The following is a 16427-nucleotide window of genomic DNA, read 5'->3' on the forward strand; positions in this document are numbered from 1 at the left end:
CGTTCGTAACTTATTGGAAATCCTTTTTCATCAGTTTGATTTGCAGAACGGTGCGTAAAAGCGTGTTTATAATAAATTTCTGTATTGGGCTTGAATCCCAAAATTTTGGTAATTTTTTCAAAAAAAACCCCGTCTTGATTAGAAGAAGGGGATTTTTTCAATATTTTATTTAAAATGCGACGCATGAAGTTATTCTTCTAATTTTTTGAAAAGCACACAAGCATTATGTCCGCCAAATCCAAAAGTATTACTCATTGCCACTTTAATTTCTCTTTTTTGAGGCGTGTTTAAAGTCAAGTTTAATGATGGATCAATATTTTCATCTACTGTTGTGTGGTTTATTGTTGGAGGAACAAGACTGTGTTTCATTGCTAAAATAGAAGCAATTGCTTCAATTGCACCAGCTGCTCCTAACAAATGCCCTGTCATTGATTTTGTAGAATTGATATTTATATTTTTAGCGTGTGCTCCAAAAACATGACTAATTGCTTTTAATTCTGCAACATCTCCTAAAGGTGTTGAGGTTCCGTGAGTATTGATGTGATCTACTTCTTCTGGTTTCATACCTGCATCACGTAATGTATTTTCCATTACGGCAATAACTCCAATTCCTTCTGGATGTGGAGCAGTTAAGTGATACGCATCAGATGACATTCCGCCACCACCAACTTCACAATATATTTTAGCACCACGTGCTTTTGCGTGTTCGTATTCTTCAAAAACTAAAGCACCTGCGCCTTCGCCTAAAACAAAACCATCTCTGTTAGCATCAAACGGTCTTGAAGCCGTTTCTGGCGAATCATTTCTTGTAGATAATGCTTGCATAGAGTTAAATCCACCCATTCCAGCAATAGTTACGGCTGCTTCAGAGCCTCCAGATACAATTACATCACACATTCCTAAACGTATGTAGTTAAAAGCGTCTATCATAGCATTTGCTGAAGAAGCACAAGCAGAAACTGTTGTGTAGTTTGGACCCATAAAGCCATTTCTCATAGAAATATGAGCAGGAGCAATATCGGCAATCATTTTTGGAATAAAGAACGGATTGAAACGAGGCGTTCCATCTCCTTTAGCATAACTTAGTACTTCTTCTTGGAAGGTTTCTAAACCACCAATTCCAGCACCCCAAATTACACCTACTCTTTGTTTATTTACGTTAGATTCTAAAATCCCGGCATCTGCAATTGCTTGTTCACCTGCAACAATGGCATATTGTGCAAATTTATCCATACGTCTTGCTTCTTTTCTATCGATAAAATCTTCGATATTGAAGTTTTTTACTTCGCAAGCAAATTTGGTTTTATGTTTTTCGGTATCATAATATGTAATTGGAGCCGCACCGCTTTTACCGCTAATTAAGGCATTCCAATATTCTTGAATATTATTTCCAATTGGAGTAAGTGCTCCAAGTCCTGTTACCACTACACGTTTTAATTGCATAAATTATTTTTTAGTTATATAGAAAAACCCAATGCTTCATAATTAAATATCAACATTGGGTATTACATAAATGTCTTATGTGAATGATTGTAATACAATCAATGTTTTTACAAATCTAAACAAAGATTTTTAAAAACAGAAACAAAAAATAACAACATCCGTATAAAATAAATTATACGGATGAAAGGTTATTATTTCTTAGCTTCTTCGATGTAAGAAATTGCTTGACCTACAGTAGCAATGTTTTCAGCTTGGTCGTCTGGAATTTGGATATCAAATTCTTTTTCGAATTCCATAATAAGCTCTACAGTGTCTAATGAATCAGCACCTAAATCGTTAGTGAAGCTTGCTTCTGTTACTACTTCGTTTTCGTCAACACCTAATTTGTCCACGATAATCGCTTTTACTCTTGATGCAATGTCTGACATAATTTTTAATTTTTAATTTATTTGTTGGCAAAAATAAAAAACTTTATTTTAAAACAACATTTTTGTTAGTAAATATAACTACGAATGTATAAAAAAAACTTAAAATAGCCTAATTCTCTATGCTTTTCATTTAAATTATTTTTTAATTTCTTTTATTTTTTGCCATTAAACCTAAATGAATTTATACTTTTGTGTGATATTTATGTGGTTAATTGCTATAATAAGTTAAAAAAAATAGATTGAAATGAAGAAGATTGTGCTTTTTGCTTCCGGAAATGGTTCTAATGCTGAAAATATTATGGCATATTTTGACACGTCAAATGCTGTTTCAGTTGTTGGTGTATTTTCGAACAATTCTGAAGCTAAAGTAATTGAACGATGTAAAAAATTTAAAGTTCCTACTTTTGTTTTCAATAAATTAGCACTTTCAGATGATACTGTTTTAAATCAGCTGAAACAATTGCAACCCGATTTAATTGTATTGGCAGGATTTTTATTGAAATTCCCTATTCATATTATTAACGAATTTCCGAATAAAGTAATTAATATTCATCCAGCATTGTTGCCTAATTATGGTGGAAAAGGGATGTATGGCATGCATGTACATCAAGAAGTTTTAGAAAATAAAGAAAAGGAAACAGGAATCACAGTTCATTATGTAAACGAACATTTTGATGAAGGCGAATTTATATTTCAAACTAACGTAAATATAGAAAATTGTACTTCAGCAGAAGAAATCGCACAAAAAATTCACGAATTGGAAATGGAACATTTTCCGAAAGTGATTGAGAGATTTCTAGAAGGTTAGATTGTTTGACTTCTTAGAAAGTCAATCTGCTATATTTTCTTAATTTCAACAACTAATCCATCTAACAATCTAACAGTCCAATTAATCTAACAATCTAAAATGCCCTACCAAGTTCACATATACACAGATGGCGCTGCCAAAGGAAATCCTGGTCCGGGCGGTTATGGTGTGGTGATGGAAATGGTGGGTACGCCTTACAAAAAAGAGTTTTACGAAGGATTCAGACATACTACTAATAATAGAATGGAATTATTAGCTGTAATTGTAGGTTTAGAAAAATTGAAAGCACCTAAAACCAACGTTTTAGTTGTTTCTGATTCTAAATATGTTGTGGATTCAGTAGAAAAAGGATGGGTATTTGGCTGGGAGAAAAAATACTTCAAAGACAAAAAAAATCCCGATTTATGGATGCGTTTTTTAAAAATTTACCGCCAACATAATGTAAAATTTATGTGGATTAAAGGGCACAATAACCATCCTCAAAACGAACGTTGCGACGAATTGGCCGTGATGGCATCGCAGCAAAAAAAATTAAATATCGATACCTTTTACGAAACAGAAGAACAAAAATTGTTATAAAAAGTAAGACCTGATAAATTACCAGGTCTTACTTTTTTCAAAAAAAGAAATTATGATTATTTGTTTTTTGTCAAATCAAATCTATAAATTGCATCAAATCCTACATACAATGATGAATCAAATTCTGCGTTTCCTCTATTTCTTTTATCGTCGCTAAGTGGGAAAGTTAAAACTTGAACTCCAACTTTTTCATTAGCATTATAAATACCATAATCTGTAGTATCTAATCCTACTTTACCTCTTAATATTAATGAATTATCCATTAATCCTAAAGCGGTATATAATGCAAATCGGATTGATTCTTCTTGAACGTAAAAGTTTGATTTAAATTCTGATAAATTATACGACTTAATAGATGTCATTAAATCTGATCCAATGCTTAGATTTTTGGTTAAAGAGTAATTTGCATCCATACGAATTGGTAAGGTAGCATTTATATAAAATTTATTATTTTTAGAGCGGTGCCATAAACCAATTATTGGTGTTAGCGAGGTACCATAATTTTCTGTTGAGCTATATAAACCAAATTTAACTTTGTACGCATCATTGTATTGATAATCTAAAACAGCTATAGCGCCAATTTGAAAGTCATTTGATCCAATTGAATTAAAATCTGAAGCAATTTTTGGTAATAATAAATATGTTCCAGACCATTTTTCTGAGTGTTGGTATTTAACTCCTATATTTAATCGGGTCATTGTAATACTGGTTCTATCAGCCTTTTCAGACAAGTTTAACCTAGTATTTTCTGCGGTTAACCCAGTTAATAAAACCAATTTTTCAGATAGTTTATTAGGATAATACAATTCAAAATTCACATTATTAACGCTAGTTTCGAAGTTTTTGTTAACATTTTTTTGATTTGCTTCCTGAATGTTTCCTAGTGAAGTATTGTTAACTGTAAACTTAACAATATCAACATAATCTTGAGAATAACCAATTTGTAAGTATGCAAAACAGGTTAGTAATAAAATAATTTTTTTCATAGTTTTTTAGTTTAATTAACAAAAATAATAAATTAAACATACAGAAACCGCTCTTTAATTTATTAAAAAACATTTATAATTATTATGAATATTATTAATTATTTTAATGTTTTAAAAAAATCTATGTTATGAATCTATCTTATTCTTCGCTTATAGCATTCCAGCCTCTGGCTTTAAGTTCAATTTTTGTATTGGCACGAGTCACCAAGTGCATCCCTTCACTTTCCGCAACCATATGTCCAATAATGGTAAAATTAGGATTGTGTTTTAATTTTTCGAAATCGTCCAGTTTAATAGTGAAAAGCAATTCGTAGTCTTCACCGCCATTTAAGGCAATAGTGGTAATATCTACATTAAATTCTTCACACACATTTATTAATTGTGGGTCTACCGGAATTTTATCTTCATACACATTACAGCCTAATTTACTTTGTTTGCAAATATGCATAATTTCAGAGGAAAGTCCATCTGAAATATCAATCATAGCTGTTGGTTGTACTTCTAATTTTTCAAGTAATTCTTTCACGTCATTTCTGGCTTCTGGTTTCAATTGACGTTCAATTAAATAGGTATAATCGTCTAAAATAGGCTGATTGTTTGGGTTGACTTGAAACACTTGTTTTTCTCTTTCTAAAACTTGTAAACCCATATAAGCCGCACCTAAATCGCCAGAAACAACAAGTAAATCGGTTTGTTGTGCGCCGTTTCTGTAGGTTATTTCATCTAAATTGGCTTCGCCAATAGCTGTAATGCTAATAATTAATCCTTTTTGAGAAGAGGTTGTGTCGCCACCAATTACATCTACATTATAAGCGTTGGCGGCAAGCGTAATTCCTGCAAAAAGTTCTTCCATCGCTTCTAACGGAAAACGATTAGAAACTGCCACCGAAACCGTAACCTGAGTTGGCACGGCATTCATTGCGCAAATGTCAGAAATATTAGACACAATTGCTTTGTATCCCAAATGTTTTAAAGGCATATAGCTTAAATCAAAATGGACACCTTCTACTAATAAATCGGTAGAAATTACTGCTTTTTTGCCTGCAAAATCTAAAACAGCGGCATCGTCACCAATACTTTTAATAGTGCTTTTTTGATTCACTTTAAAGTGTTTGGTTAAATGCTCAATTAATCCGAATTCACCTAAACTGGCAATGCTCGTTGTTTTTTGATCTTTATTTTCTAACATAAGGTTTTGTTTTTTGCAAAGATAGGGAATTAATGTGCCAAGTGGAAAGGCATAAGGCAAAAGTAAAAAGTCAAAAGTAAAAAGTGAAAAGCAGCAATTAATTAGCATACATTACTATTACCTTATGCCTTTCCACTTATACCTACTTGTCTAATTGTTTAAGTTTTTCAAAAATTAAGCTGGTTTCGTATCCTTTTCGCAGTAAGAAATCTACAAATTTTTTATTTTTCTTTTGTCCTTTTCGTTCTTTAATGCCGTTCCAATTTTTTTCTGCCAATTGATGAAAATTAGCTAAATAAACTTCATTTGGAAGTTCCAACAATGCCAAATCGATATTTCTTTTAGATATTTCTCTAAATTTTAACTCTTGAACAATTCGGTTTTTACCCCAACCTTTATAGTTGTGTTTGCCTCTTGCGAAACTTTTAGCAAATCGTTCTTCATCTATATATTTATGTTCAATAAGATGTACAATAATTTGTTCCTTTAGTTCCGGAAGTAAGTTAAAACTTCGTAATTTTTGTTCAACTTCTTTATGACAACGATCTTGGTAAGAGCAATAATACTCTAACTTGCTTGTAATCTCGTTTGTCGTAAGTGTCGTTTTTGGTGCTTCCAATGGAAAAGTACTAAATTAATATCTATTCAAAATTACTATAAAAAATTACTTTCACAATAGTATGTAATGGATTCCTATAAAAACATAATATATTTATCACTAAATATAACGTAACATTTTTAAACTTCAAACGGAATAACTATCTTTGCAGCTTATTTAAAACAAAATAAATGAGTAAACTATTAATTGTAGGAACGGTGGCTTTTGATGCTATTGAAACTCCTTTTGGAAAAACAGATAAAATTTTAGGAGGAGCAGCAACTTATATTGGCTTATCCGCGTCATTTTTTAAGGTGGATTCGGCAATAGTATCTGTTGTAGGTGAAGATTTTCCACAAGAACATTTAGATTTATTATCAGAAAGAAATATAAATATTGAAGGAATTGAAATTGTAAAAGGCGGAAAAACGTTCTTTTGGAGTGGAAAATACCATAATGATATGAATTCTCGTGATACTTTAGCTACCGAGCTAAATGTATTAGCAGATTTCAATCCAATAGTTCCTGAAAAATATAAGGATGCAGAAGTAGTTATGCTTGGGAATTTACATCCAATTGTACAATCATCTGTTTTAAATCAAATGACGACCCAACCCAAATTGGTAGTTTTAGATACGATGAATTTTTGGATGGATTGTGCATTACCAGAATTATTAGAGGTAGTAAAACGTGTAGATGTGATTACCATTAACGATGAAGAAGCGCGTCAATTATCTGGAGAATATTCTTTAGTAAAAGCAGCTGCAAAAATCCATACAATGGGTCCTAAATATGTAGTCATTAAAAAAGGAGAACACGGAGCATTAATTTTCCATAACAAAGATGTTTTCTTTGCACCAGCTTTACCTTTAGAAGAGGTTTTTGATCCAACAGGAGCAGGCGATACGTTTGCAGGCGGATTTTCTGGATATATAGCTCAAACGGAAGATTTTTCTTTTGAAAGTATGAAAAGCGCTATTATTTATGGTTCAAATTTGGCTTCCTTTTGTGTAGAAAAATTTGGAACAGAAAAAATGGTTGTCATAAATGAAGACGAAGTATATGCTCGTTTACAGCAATTTAAGTCGTTAACACAATTTGATATCAAATTATAAGACAAAACTATGCCTCGAAATTTCGGGGCATTTTTAATACAACAAATAAATAATACAATACAACACCAACTATGAGCGACGCTATTAAACACGAATGTGGAATTGCCTTACTTAGACTTTTAAAACCATTAGAATACTATAGAGAAAAATATGGTACGGCTTTTTACGGGGTAGAAAAAATGTACCTTTTAATGGAAAAACAACACAATCGTGGACAAGACGGCGCAGGTTTTGCCAGTATTAAATTAGACGTAAAACCAGGTCAAAGATATATAAGTAGAATTCGTTCTAACCAAGCACAACCAATTCAGGATATTTTCGGACAAATTAACACCAGAATTTCTGAGGAATTAGCTAAAAATCCGTCGTATCAAAATAACGTAGCGTTACAAAAAGAAAATATTCCTTATGTAGGCGAATTGTTTTTAGGTCACGTACGTTATGGTACTTTCGGAAAAAACAGCATTGAAAGCGTTCATCCTTTTTTACGTCAAAACAATTGGATGCACAGAAATTTATTAGTTGCTGGAAACTTCAATATGACTAATGTTAAAGAATTATTTCAAGACTTAGTTGATGTAGGTCAACATCCAAAATTAATGGCAGATACGGTAACCGTTATGGAAAAAATCGGTCATTTTTTAGATGATGAAATTACACAATTGTATTTAGATTGTAAAAACGAAGGACTTACAAAACTTGAAGCTTCACCAGTTATTGCAGAACGATTAAATATTGGAAGAATATTAAAAAGAGCCTCTAAAAACTTTGATGGAGGATACGCTATGGCAGGACTTTTAGGCCATGGAGATGCTTTTGTGGTTAGAGATCCAAACGGAATCCGACCTGCATATTATTACCAGGATGATGAAATTGTGGTAGTTGCTTCAGAGCGCCCAGTTATTCAAACCGTTTTTAATGTAGCATTTGAAGATGTGAAAGAATTAGAAGCGGGTGATGCTATTATTGTTAAGAAAAACGGAAATGTTATTTTCGAAAACATTAGAGAATGTTTAGATAAAAAAGCCTGTTCTTTCGAAAGAATTTATTTTTCTCGCGGAAGCGACGCTGAAATATATCAAGAAAGAAAATTATTAGGAAAATATGTTTTTCCGAGTGTGTTGAAAGAAATTGAAAACGACATACATAATTCGGTATTCTCATTTATTCCAAATACAGCGGAAACTTCTTTTTATGGAATGGCTGAAGCGGCTCAAAAATTCTTAGACGAACAAAAAGTTAAAGATATTATTGCGCAAAAAGACACTTTAGATGAAAAAGGGTTAAACGAAATTTTAGCCGAAAAAGTTCGTACCGAAAAAATAGCTATTAAAGATGTAAAACTTCGTACTTTCATTACCGAAGACAGTAGTAGAGATGAAATGGTAGCACATGTGTACGACATTACATACGGCGTGGTAAAACCAACAGATAATTTAGTAATTATTGATGATAGTATTGTTAGAGGTACAACATTAAAACAAAGTATTATTAAAATTTTAGACCGATTACATCCTAAGAAAATTGTAGTAGTTTCTTCTGCTCCGCAAATTAGATATCCGGATTGTTACGGAATTGATATGAGTACTTTAGAAGGTTTTATCGCTTTCAAAGCGGCATTAGAACTTTTAAAAGAAACCAATCAGTATCAAATTGTTGAAGACGTTTATAAAAAATGTAAAGCACAGCAAGGTTTAAAAGATACAGAAGTTGTAAATCATGTAAAAGAAATTTACAATCCGTTTACAGAGGAACAAATTTCAGATAAAATGGCAGAAATGTTAACGTCAAAAGATGTGAAAGCAAAAGTGAAAATTATTTTCCAAAAAGTAGAAGATTTACACAAAGCGTGCCCTAAAAATTTAGGCGATTGGTACTTCACTGGAAACTATCCAACGCCAGGAGGAAACCGAGTGGTAAATACGGCTTTTATCAACTTTTATGAAGGAAATGGAGCGCGTGCTTACTAAAAAAGTGCATTTCATCGAGAATATTAGCAATACAACAATTATTTTGTTTTAGTAAAATATCTTGCCATACTTTTACCTCACCAGAAAATTAGTAGGTTAAGTTTTATGGTAGATTTGGGGCAAAAAGGGTGAAAAGAAATTTTCGCCTTTTTTATTTTATATACTTTCCTCTCAAATCTTTTTTATTTTTTCACTTTTTGTGGTTGAATTTACTATATTCGCTAATGGAAACTTTAATTTTCCTATAAATGAAAAACACACTCCAAAACACGTATAATTTTATTTTTGAAGTAAGTTTGATAAACGAAATTTTAGAAATTTCTAAAATTCACGATTTCAAAGAAGGCGATATTATTATAGATTTTAATGAAAACATAAAAAGCATGCCATTAATGTTAACTGGAGCCATTAAAATTTTACGTGAAGATTTTGACGAAGGGGAATTACTTTTGTATTTTATAGAAAAAGGAGACACTTGCGCCATGTCTATGCAGTGTTGCTTAGGAAATGCTAAAAGTGAAATCCGCGCCATAGCAGAAACTGACGGTCAGCTAATTTTAATTCCTGTAGCAAAAATGAACGAGTGGCTTGGTAAATATGCTACTTGGAGAAATTTTGTATTTAACAGCTATAACATGCGATTGAAAGAAATGCTAACTACAATTGATCATTTAGCATTTATGAATATGGATGAAAGAATACTAAATTATCTTTTAGAAAAATCAAAAATAAATACTTCCAATCAAATTCACAATACTCATCAAGAAATTGCTTACGATTTAAATACATCAAGAGTAGTAATTTCCCGAATTTTAAAGGCATTAGAAAATAAAGGAAAAATTAAATTGAATCGTGCATATATTGAGTTGTTGTAAATCTTATCTTTTTAAAATGAAAAATAAAATTTTAATAATTGCCTTCTTTTTATCAGTAAATTCCTTTTCCCAAGATTTGTGTAACACAGATATTATGAATGGTGAAAAATTACTACCAAATAATGAAATTGAAAAATTTTTACATTATGATTTCTCTAAATTGTGGTTGGTTACTGATAATAATTTTGTGTATGGAGTTTTTGACAACAATTTTTTAAGACTTCAAATTAAGTTAGTTAACATATCACGAAATATAAATAATTCAAATGAATATGATGTTTATGGTAAATCAAAAATTTATGATAGAATTGATGAATTTGTTGGTAAAATAACTATTCTTAAAATTCAAGAGTCTGAAAGAGTGCAATATGGTGTTGATGATGAATTTAAAGGAGCAGGTATCAAAACACAAGGTCTGCTTACTGCTAAATTTGAATTTATTGAAGACAAAATGATTTCTCATTGGGGCTATTTTACTGGTAATATAGAATCAAAATGGTATTTAGATAAAGAGGAAAAAATACAATATGACAATATTAATATGCATTCTGATGGTTATTTCAATAATGCTTTTGTAGGAACTTTTACAATGAACAATCCAAAAGTAGAAACAAAATGTCAGTGGGGTGATTATAGAATTCCAAATATTGATTGTCGTTTTGATGTTGGAACTGCCGAGTTTAATATTGCCAGGAAATATTGGAAAAAAGGTTGGAAAGATGTAGCTCTTAAAAATAAAATATCTAATCAAAATATTATTGAAACAAAAGAAGCTAAAATTATCAAAAATTGGTGGGAATAAAACGTTTTGTAATCTAACTTTCATTCACTAAAATATTTTTTCCATCTTTGTAACACTTGTTACTGTACACTATTTTTAATGCGTTTACATTTGCCTCATAATTAATTTAGGATTATGAAAAAATTTAAACACACTATTTTAAGTTCAGCAGTATTATTTTCTGTTTTTGGATTGGCACAAGACACGCTGTCCATTTCTAAAAACGATATTTCTAAGAAAATAGCTTCAACTAATTTACAAGTAAAAATTGCTGAAAAAAATGCCCAATCCGCAAAAGCAGATTACAATCAGGCAAAAGCAGTTTTCTTGCCAAACATTTCGGTTTCACATACTGGAATTTCAACTACAAATCCATTAATGGCATTTGGTTCAAAATTAAATCAAGAAATTTTAACAGCTTCCGATTTTAATCCAGCGTTATTAAATGACCCTGCCAAAACACAAAATTTTGCAACCAAGTTTGAAATTCAACAACCTCTTATTAATATAGATGGTTTTTATGGAAGACAAGCCGCTAAAGCCAAAATGGAGGCGTTTCAATTACAAACCGAACGCACTAAGGAATATTTAGAATTAGAAGTTTCTAAAGCATATATGCAATTACAATTAGCATATAAAGCCGTTAAAGTTTTAGAAAAAGCAAACACCACCGGAAAAGCCAATTTGAAATTAGTAGAAAATTATTTCAAACAAGGTATGTTGCAAAAAACTGATTTGTTAAACGTACAAGTTCGTGTAAATGAAATTGCCAATCAGTTGCAATATGCAAAAAGTAATGTGCAAAATGCTTCAGATTATTTAGGGTTTTTATTAAACGAAGACACGCAAGGAAAAGTGTATAAACCATCTGAAGCGTTAGAAAACACCATTTCAATTGAACCTATAAATACTACTTTATCCGAAAACAGAAAAGACATTCAAGCGATGAGTAAATCTTCTGAAGCGTATGCAAAAATGTTACAATCTTCAAAAATGACATTTTTACCAAGATTAAATGCTTTTGGAAGTTATGAAATGTACGACGCAACTGTTTTAGGAACATCGGCAAAAGGCTATTTAGTTGGCGCTCAATTATCTTGGAATATTTTTGATGGTTACAAATCTATTGGAAAATATGAGAAAGCAAAAGCCGAATCTCAAAAAGCTGATGTAGAAAAAGAGCAATATACGAAACAAAGTCAATTGGAATTAAACAAAACAAATCGCCAATTATTAGATTCGGAAAACAAAGTTAATTTATCGCAATTGGCTTTCGAGCAATCGCAAGAAGCGTTCAGAATTAGACAAAATCGATTTGCACAAGGTTTAGAAAAAACAACCGATTTATTACAAGCAGAAACACAAATGATTCAAAAAGAATTAGAGCAACTGCAAGCGGTTTTTGAATATAATTTCACCAAACAGTATTTACAGTTTTTAACGAAGTAAATTTCAATAGCAATATCAAAAATCAATCTTAATTTTTAAAATGAATTCCAAGATTTACAAATTTCAATTATTAAATAAAAACATTATGAATATAAATAAAATAACCATTTTAAGCCTTGCCACTTTAGTATTATTTTCATGTGGAAAAGAAGCAAAAGAAGTAACCAATAACGAACCAGCTATTAAAGTTGTAGTAAATGGTTTGGCTACAAATAATTCAGAATTTATCACCGCAAGTGGAAAAACAGAAGCGGAAAGCAGTGCTAATTTAAGCACAAGAATGATGGGTTATGTAACTAAAGTCCACGTAAAAACAGGTCAAAAAGTTGGCGCTGGACAACTATTAGTAAGTATCAATAGTTCCGATTTAGAAGCTAAAAAAGCACAAGTTGATGCTTCAATACTTCAAGCAACAGCTGCATATAACAATGCTAAAAAAGATTACGATCGTTTTGTCAATTTATTTGCACAACAAAGTGCTTCTCAAAAAGAATTAGATGATATGACCTCACGATTTGAAATGGCAAAAGCAGGTTTAGCTGGAGCAAAACAAATGCGAAACGAAGTAATGGCGCAGTTTTCATATTCAAATATTACCGCTCCATTTTCTGGTGAAGTTACCAATACTTTTATAAAAGAAGGTGATATGGCAAATCCAGGAATGCCTTTAGTAAGTTTAGAAGGCGCATCAAGAATGCAAGTAACTGCTATGGTTTCTGAAAGTGATATTACCAAAATTACAAACGGAATGCCTGTAAAAATAATGGTAAAATCTTTAAATAAAGAAGTATCAGGAAAGGTTTCTGAAGTCAGCGGTTCAGCAAAAAACACGGGTGGACAATATTTAGTGAAAGTGACTTTAAATTCAAATGATAAATCAATATTATCAGGTATGTTTGTAAACGTACAATTTCCAATTTCCAATACAACAAAGTCAGAAATTACGGTAAAATCAGATAAAGTAATGGTTCCTGAAAGTGCTTTAGTAAAACAAGGACAACTAACAGGGATTTATACGATTGCCAATGGTAAAACTGCTATTTTAAGATGGGTAAGAACTGGTAAAACTTATGACAACCAAGTAGAGGTATTGTCAGGTTTATCGGCAAACGAGCAATATATTGTTTCATCAGAAGGCAAATTGTATAACGGAGCTAAAGTGTCAATAAATTAGATTTTAAATTATTAAAAATCTAAAGATCCAACAATCTAAAAATCTAAAAAATGCAAGAAGGTATATCAGGTAAAATTGCTCATTTTTTCATCAATTCAAAATTAACCATATTATTAATGGTGGGTTTGATGATTATAGGCGTGTATAGTTCGTTCTTAATTCCACGTGAAGAAGAACCACAAATTAATGTTCCAATGGCAGATATTATGATTGGCTATCCAGGTGCAAGTCCAGCAGAAGTGGAAAGTCGAGTTATCAAGCCATTAGAAAAAGTCTTGTCTAATATTAAAGGTGTAGAACATTTACATAGTATGGCAATGAATGGCCAGGCAATGATAATTGTACAGTTTTATGTAGGTGAAGATTCAGAACGCTCGTATGTAAAATTATACGATGAGTTAATGAAAAACGAAAATATGTTTCCAAAAGGCGTATTTAAACCTATGGTAAAAACACGTTCTATTGACGATGTTCCTATGTTAGGACTAACGCTTTGGAGCGAAAAATTAAATGATTTTGAAATTCGTCAAATAGCGGAAGAAGTTACTTCGGAAATTGAAAAAGTAAAAGATGTTGCCATCACTAAAGAAATTGGAGGAAGAACACGCGAATTAAAAATTGTTTTAGATAAAGATAAAATGGCCGAAAACGGCGTGGATGCTTTAGGAATTATGCAAATGATTCAAGCCAATAACGGCAGTTCACAATCGGGAAATTTTGTTGCAAATGATAAAGAATATTTATTAACTACAGGAGAATTTTTAGCCACTTCTGAAGATGTTGAAAATTTGGTCGTGGGTGTAAACGCAAATATGCCAGTATATTTAAAACAAGTGGCTACAATTCAAGATGGCCCTTCAACACCAAGAAGTTATGTGTCTTTCGGATACGGAAAAGCGAATGAAAAATATGCTAAAAACAAATCAGAATATCCAGCCGTTACTATTTCAATTGGAAAAGTAAAAGGTGCGGATGCGATGAAAATTTCAGATAAGATTATTGAGAAAGTTGAGACTTTAAAAAAGACCTTAATTACCGATGATGTTCACGTAGAAGTTTCCAGAAATTATGGAGAAACGGCATCGCATAAAGTTGGTGAATTATTAATGCACTTAGGTGTAGCCATTATCGCGGTAACGCTTTTAGTTATGTTAGCTATGGGCTGGCGTGGAGGTTTAGTGGTTTTCTTTTCAGTACCATTAACGTTTGCATTAACCTTGTTTGCCTACTATATGTTGGGCTATACATTAAACAGAATTACGCTTTTTGCCTTAGTTTTTGTAGTTGGAATTGTAGTAGATGATAGTATCATCATCGCCGAAAATATGCACCGCCATTTTAAAATGAAGCGATTGCCTTTCAAACAAGCTGCGATTTATGCGATTAACGAAGTAGGAAATCCAACCATTTTAGCCACATTTACAGTAATTGCTGCAATTTTACCAATGGCATTCGTATCCGGAATGATGGGACCATATATGAGTCCGATGCCAATTGGAGCTTCTATTGCAATGTTATTGTCATTGTTTGTAGCCTTGACGGTAACGCCTTATTTAGGATATCATTTATTACACGAAAAGGAAGAACAAGAACACAAAGCGGAACAAGGTTTAGAAACCTCTTGGATTTATAAATTATACAATAAAATTGAACGTCCATTTTTAGAAAATTCTACGAAGCGTAGAGTAATGTTAGGAATTACAGTGGTTTTATTAGCAGGTTCGGTATTGATGTTTTTCACGAAATCAGTTTTAGTAAAAATGTTGCCTTTCGATAATAAAAACGAATTCCAAGTGGTAATTGATATGCCAGAAGGGACTACGTTAGAAAGAACAGCCGCAGTAACGCAAGAAATTGCACAATATTTAACTACAATTCCAGAAGTAGTCAATTATCAAAACTATATTGGAACGTCTGCGCCGATTACGTTTAACGGATTGGTTCGTCATTACGATTTACGTGGTGGAAGCAATATGGCCGACATCCAAGTCAACTTATTACATAAAGAAGATAGAGATTTACAAAGTCACGATATTGCAAAAATAGTGCGTCCAGAAGTACAAAAAATTGCAAAAAAATATGGTGCAAATGTCAAAATTATCGAAGTGCCACCAGGACCTCCAGTTTTATCAACATTAGTTGCCGAAATCTACGGACCTGACTATAAACAACAAATTGAAGTAGCCAATCAGGTAAAAGGAATTTTAGAAAGAACGACTGATATTGTGGATATTGATTGGTACGTGGAAGACAATCAAACCGAATATAAATTAGAAATTGACAAAGAAAAAGCGATGTTAAATGGCGTTGCTCCTCAACAAATTGTTGGAAATTTAACCTATTTGTTAAAAGAATACCCAATTTCAAATTTATACGATGAAAATTCAAATAACAGTGTTGGAATTCTTCTTTCTTTAGATGATAAAGACAAAACCTCACTTCAAGACATTCAGAATTTAAAAATAAAAGGAAGTCGTGGAAATGTTGTTCCAATTTCGGATTTGGTAAAAGTAAAAGAAGATGTCTTACAAAAAACCATTTATAGAAAAGATCAAAAACGAGTAGTATATGTTACTGCAGATATGGCAGGAGAATTAGAAAGCCCAGTTTATGCCATTTTAGGAATGAACGAAGAATTACAAAAAATGAAACTTCCAGCGGGTTACAAAGTTAACGAATTGTATATGGAACAACCTTCAGATGAAAGTGATTTCACTGTAAAATGGGATGGAGAATGGCAAATTACGTTAGAGGTTTTCCGCGATTTAGGAATTGCATTTGGTGTAGTAATTGTAATTATTTATATGCTAATTGTTGGATGGTTTCAAAACTTTAAAACACCAATTGTTATGATGATGGCCATTCCACTTTCGTTAGTCGGAATTGTATTTGGACACTGGTTGTTAGGTGCTTATTTTACAGCCACTTCATTTATTGGAATGATTGCTTTAGCAGGAGTAATGGTACGAAATTCGGTCTTACTTATCGATTTTATTGAAATCCGACTAAACGAAGGTATTCCATTAAAACAA

The 16427-nt window shown here is 31.9% G+C and carries 14 protein-coding genes and 1 pseudogene; 9 read left to right on the plus strand and 6 right to left on the minus strand.

Features of this window, described 5'->3' with window-relative positions:
• The 3 genes and pseudogenes from ABWO04_RS05320 to ABWO04_RS05330 all read right to left on the minus strand — a co-directional run.
• A pseudogene (locus ABWO04_RS05320) lies at nucleotides 1-185 on the minus strand (ribonuclease III); the annotation flags it as partial.
• A gap of 4 nt (nucleotides 186-189) precedes the next feature.
• Nucleotides 190-1443, minus strand: coding sequence for a beta-ketoacyl-ACP synthase II (fabF, locus tag ABWO04_RS05325; RefSeq protein WP_291241828.1), 1254 nt, complete (start codon nucleotides 1441-1443; stop codon nucleotides 190-192).
• Nucleotides 1444-1634: 191 nt separating this feature from the next.
• On the minus strand, nucleotides 1635-1871 hold the full coding sequence (locus ABWO04_RS05330; RefSeq protein ID WP_007137004.1) for an acyl carrier protein: 237 nt from the start codon (nucleotides 1869-1871) through the stop codon (nucleotides 1635-1637).
• Between the two features lie 244 nt (nucleotides 1872-2115).
• Between ABWO04_RS05330 and purN the strand changes: the two genes are divergently transcribed.
• Entirely contained in the window at nucleotides 2116-2679 is a 564-nt protein-coding gene (purN, locus tag ABWO04_RS05335) for a phosphoribosylglycinamide formyltransferase (RefSeq protein ID WP_353078009.1), read from the plus strand.
• 99 nt (nucleotides 2680-2778) lie between these two features.
• Nucleotides 2779-3258: a ribonuclease HI gene (gene rnhA / locus ABWO04_RS05340; RefSeq protein ID WP_353078011.1), complete on the plus strand. Its 480-nt coding sequence runs from the start codon at nucleotides 2779-2781 to the stop codon at nucleotides 3256-3258.
• Nucleotides 3259-3314: 56 nt separating this feature from the next.
• Here the strand turns inward: rnhA and ABWO04_RS05345 are convergent, their stop codons facing one another.
• The 3 genes from ABWO04_RS05345 to ABWO04_RS05355 form a co-directional block, all read right to left on the minus strand.
• On the minus strand, nucleotides 3315-4244 hold the full coding sequence (locus tag ABWO04_RS05345; protein ID WP_353078013.1) for a DUF6268 family outer membrane beta-barrel protein: 930 nt from the start codon (nucleotides 4242-4244) through the stop codon (nucleotides 3315-3317).
• Nucleotides 4245-4383: 139 nt separating this feature from the next.
• Nucleotides 4384-5433, minus strand: a complete 1050-nt coding sequence (gene thiL, locus ABWO04_RS05350) for a thiamine-phosphate kinase (RefSeq protein ID WP_353078015.1) — start codon at nucleotides 5431-5433, stop codon at nucleotides 4384-4386.
• A gap of 142 nt (nucleotides 5434-5575) precedes the next feature.
• Nucleotides 5576-6052 (minus strand): regulatory protein RecX, encoded by a 477-nt coding sequence (locus ABWO04_RS05355; RefSeq protein WP_353078018.1) that lies wholly within the window; start codon nucleotides 6050-6052, stop codon nucleotides 5576-5578.
• Nucleotides 6053-6222: 170 nt separating this feature from the next.
• Here ABWO04_RS05355 and ABWO04_RS05360 point away from each other — a divergent pair, with 170 nt between their 5' ends.
• The 7 genes from ABWO04_RS05360 to ABWO04_RS05390 all read left to right on the plus strand — a co-directional run.
• Nucleotides 6223-7146 (plus strand): PfkB family carbohydrate kinase, encoded by a 924-nt coding sequence (locus tag ABWO04_RS05360; RefSeq protein ID WP_291241364.1) that lies wholly within the window; start codon nucleotides 6223-6225, stop codon nucleotides 7144-7146.
• Nucleotides 7147-7217: 71 nt separating this feature from the next.
• Nucleotides 7218-9116, plus strand: a complete 1899-nt coding sequence (locus tag ABWO04_RS05365) for an amidophosphoribosyltransferase (RefSeq protein ID WP_353078020.1) — start codon at nucleotides 7218-7220, stop codon at nucleotides 9114-9116.
• Between the two features lie 248 nt (nucleotides 9117-9364).
• Nucleotides 9365-9991, plus strand: a complete 627-nt coding sequence (locus ABWO04_RS05370) for a Crp/Fnr family transcriptional regulator (protein WP_353078022.1) — start codon at nucleotides 9365-9367, stop codon at nucleotides 9989-9991.
• A gap of 16 nt (nucleotides 9992-10007) precedes the next feature.
• A complete protein-coding gene (locus tag ABWO04_RS05375) occupies nucleotides 10008-10793 on the plus strand; it encodes a hypothetical protein (RefSeq protein ID WP_353078023.1) in 786 nt (261 codons plus the stop codon).
• 114 nt (nucleotides 10794-10907) lie between these two features.
• Entirely contained in the window at nucleotides 10908-12221 is a 1314-nt protein-coding gene (locus ABWO04_RS05380) for a TolC family protein (protein WP_353078025.1), read from the plus strand.
• A gap of 85 nt (nucleotides 12222-12306) precedes the next feature.
• On the plus strand, nucleotides 12307-13395 hold the full coding sequence (locus tag ABWO04_RS05385) for an efflux RND transporter periplasmic adaptor subunit (protein ID WP_502903967.1): 1089 nt from the start codon (nucleotides 12307-12309) through the stop codon (nucleotides 13393-13395).
• 50 nt (nucleotides 13396-13445) lie between these two features.
• A partial coding sequence (locus ABWO04_RS05390; RefSeq protein WP_353078027.1) for an efflux RND transporter permease subunit occupies nucleotides 13446-16427 on the plus strand: 2982 nt, incomplete at its 3' end.

Origin of the sequence: Flavobacterium sp., from assembly GCF_040382755.1 — a bacterium.
Classification (GTDB): domain Bacteria; phylum Bacteroidota; class Bacteroidia; order Flavobacteriales; family Flavobacteriaceae; genus Flavobacterium.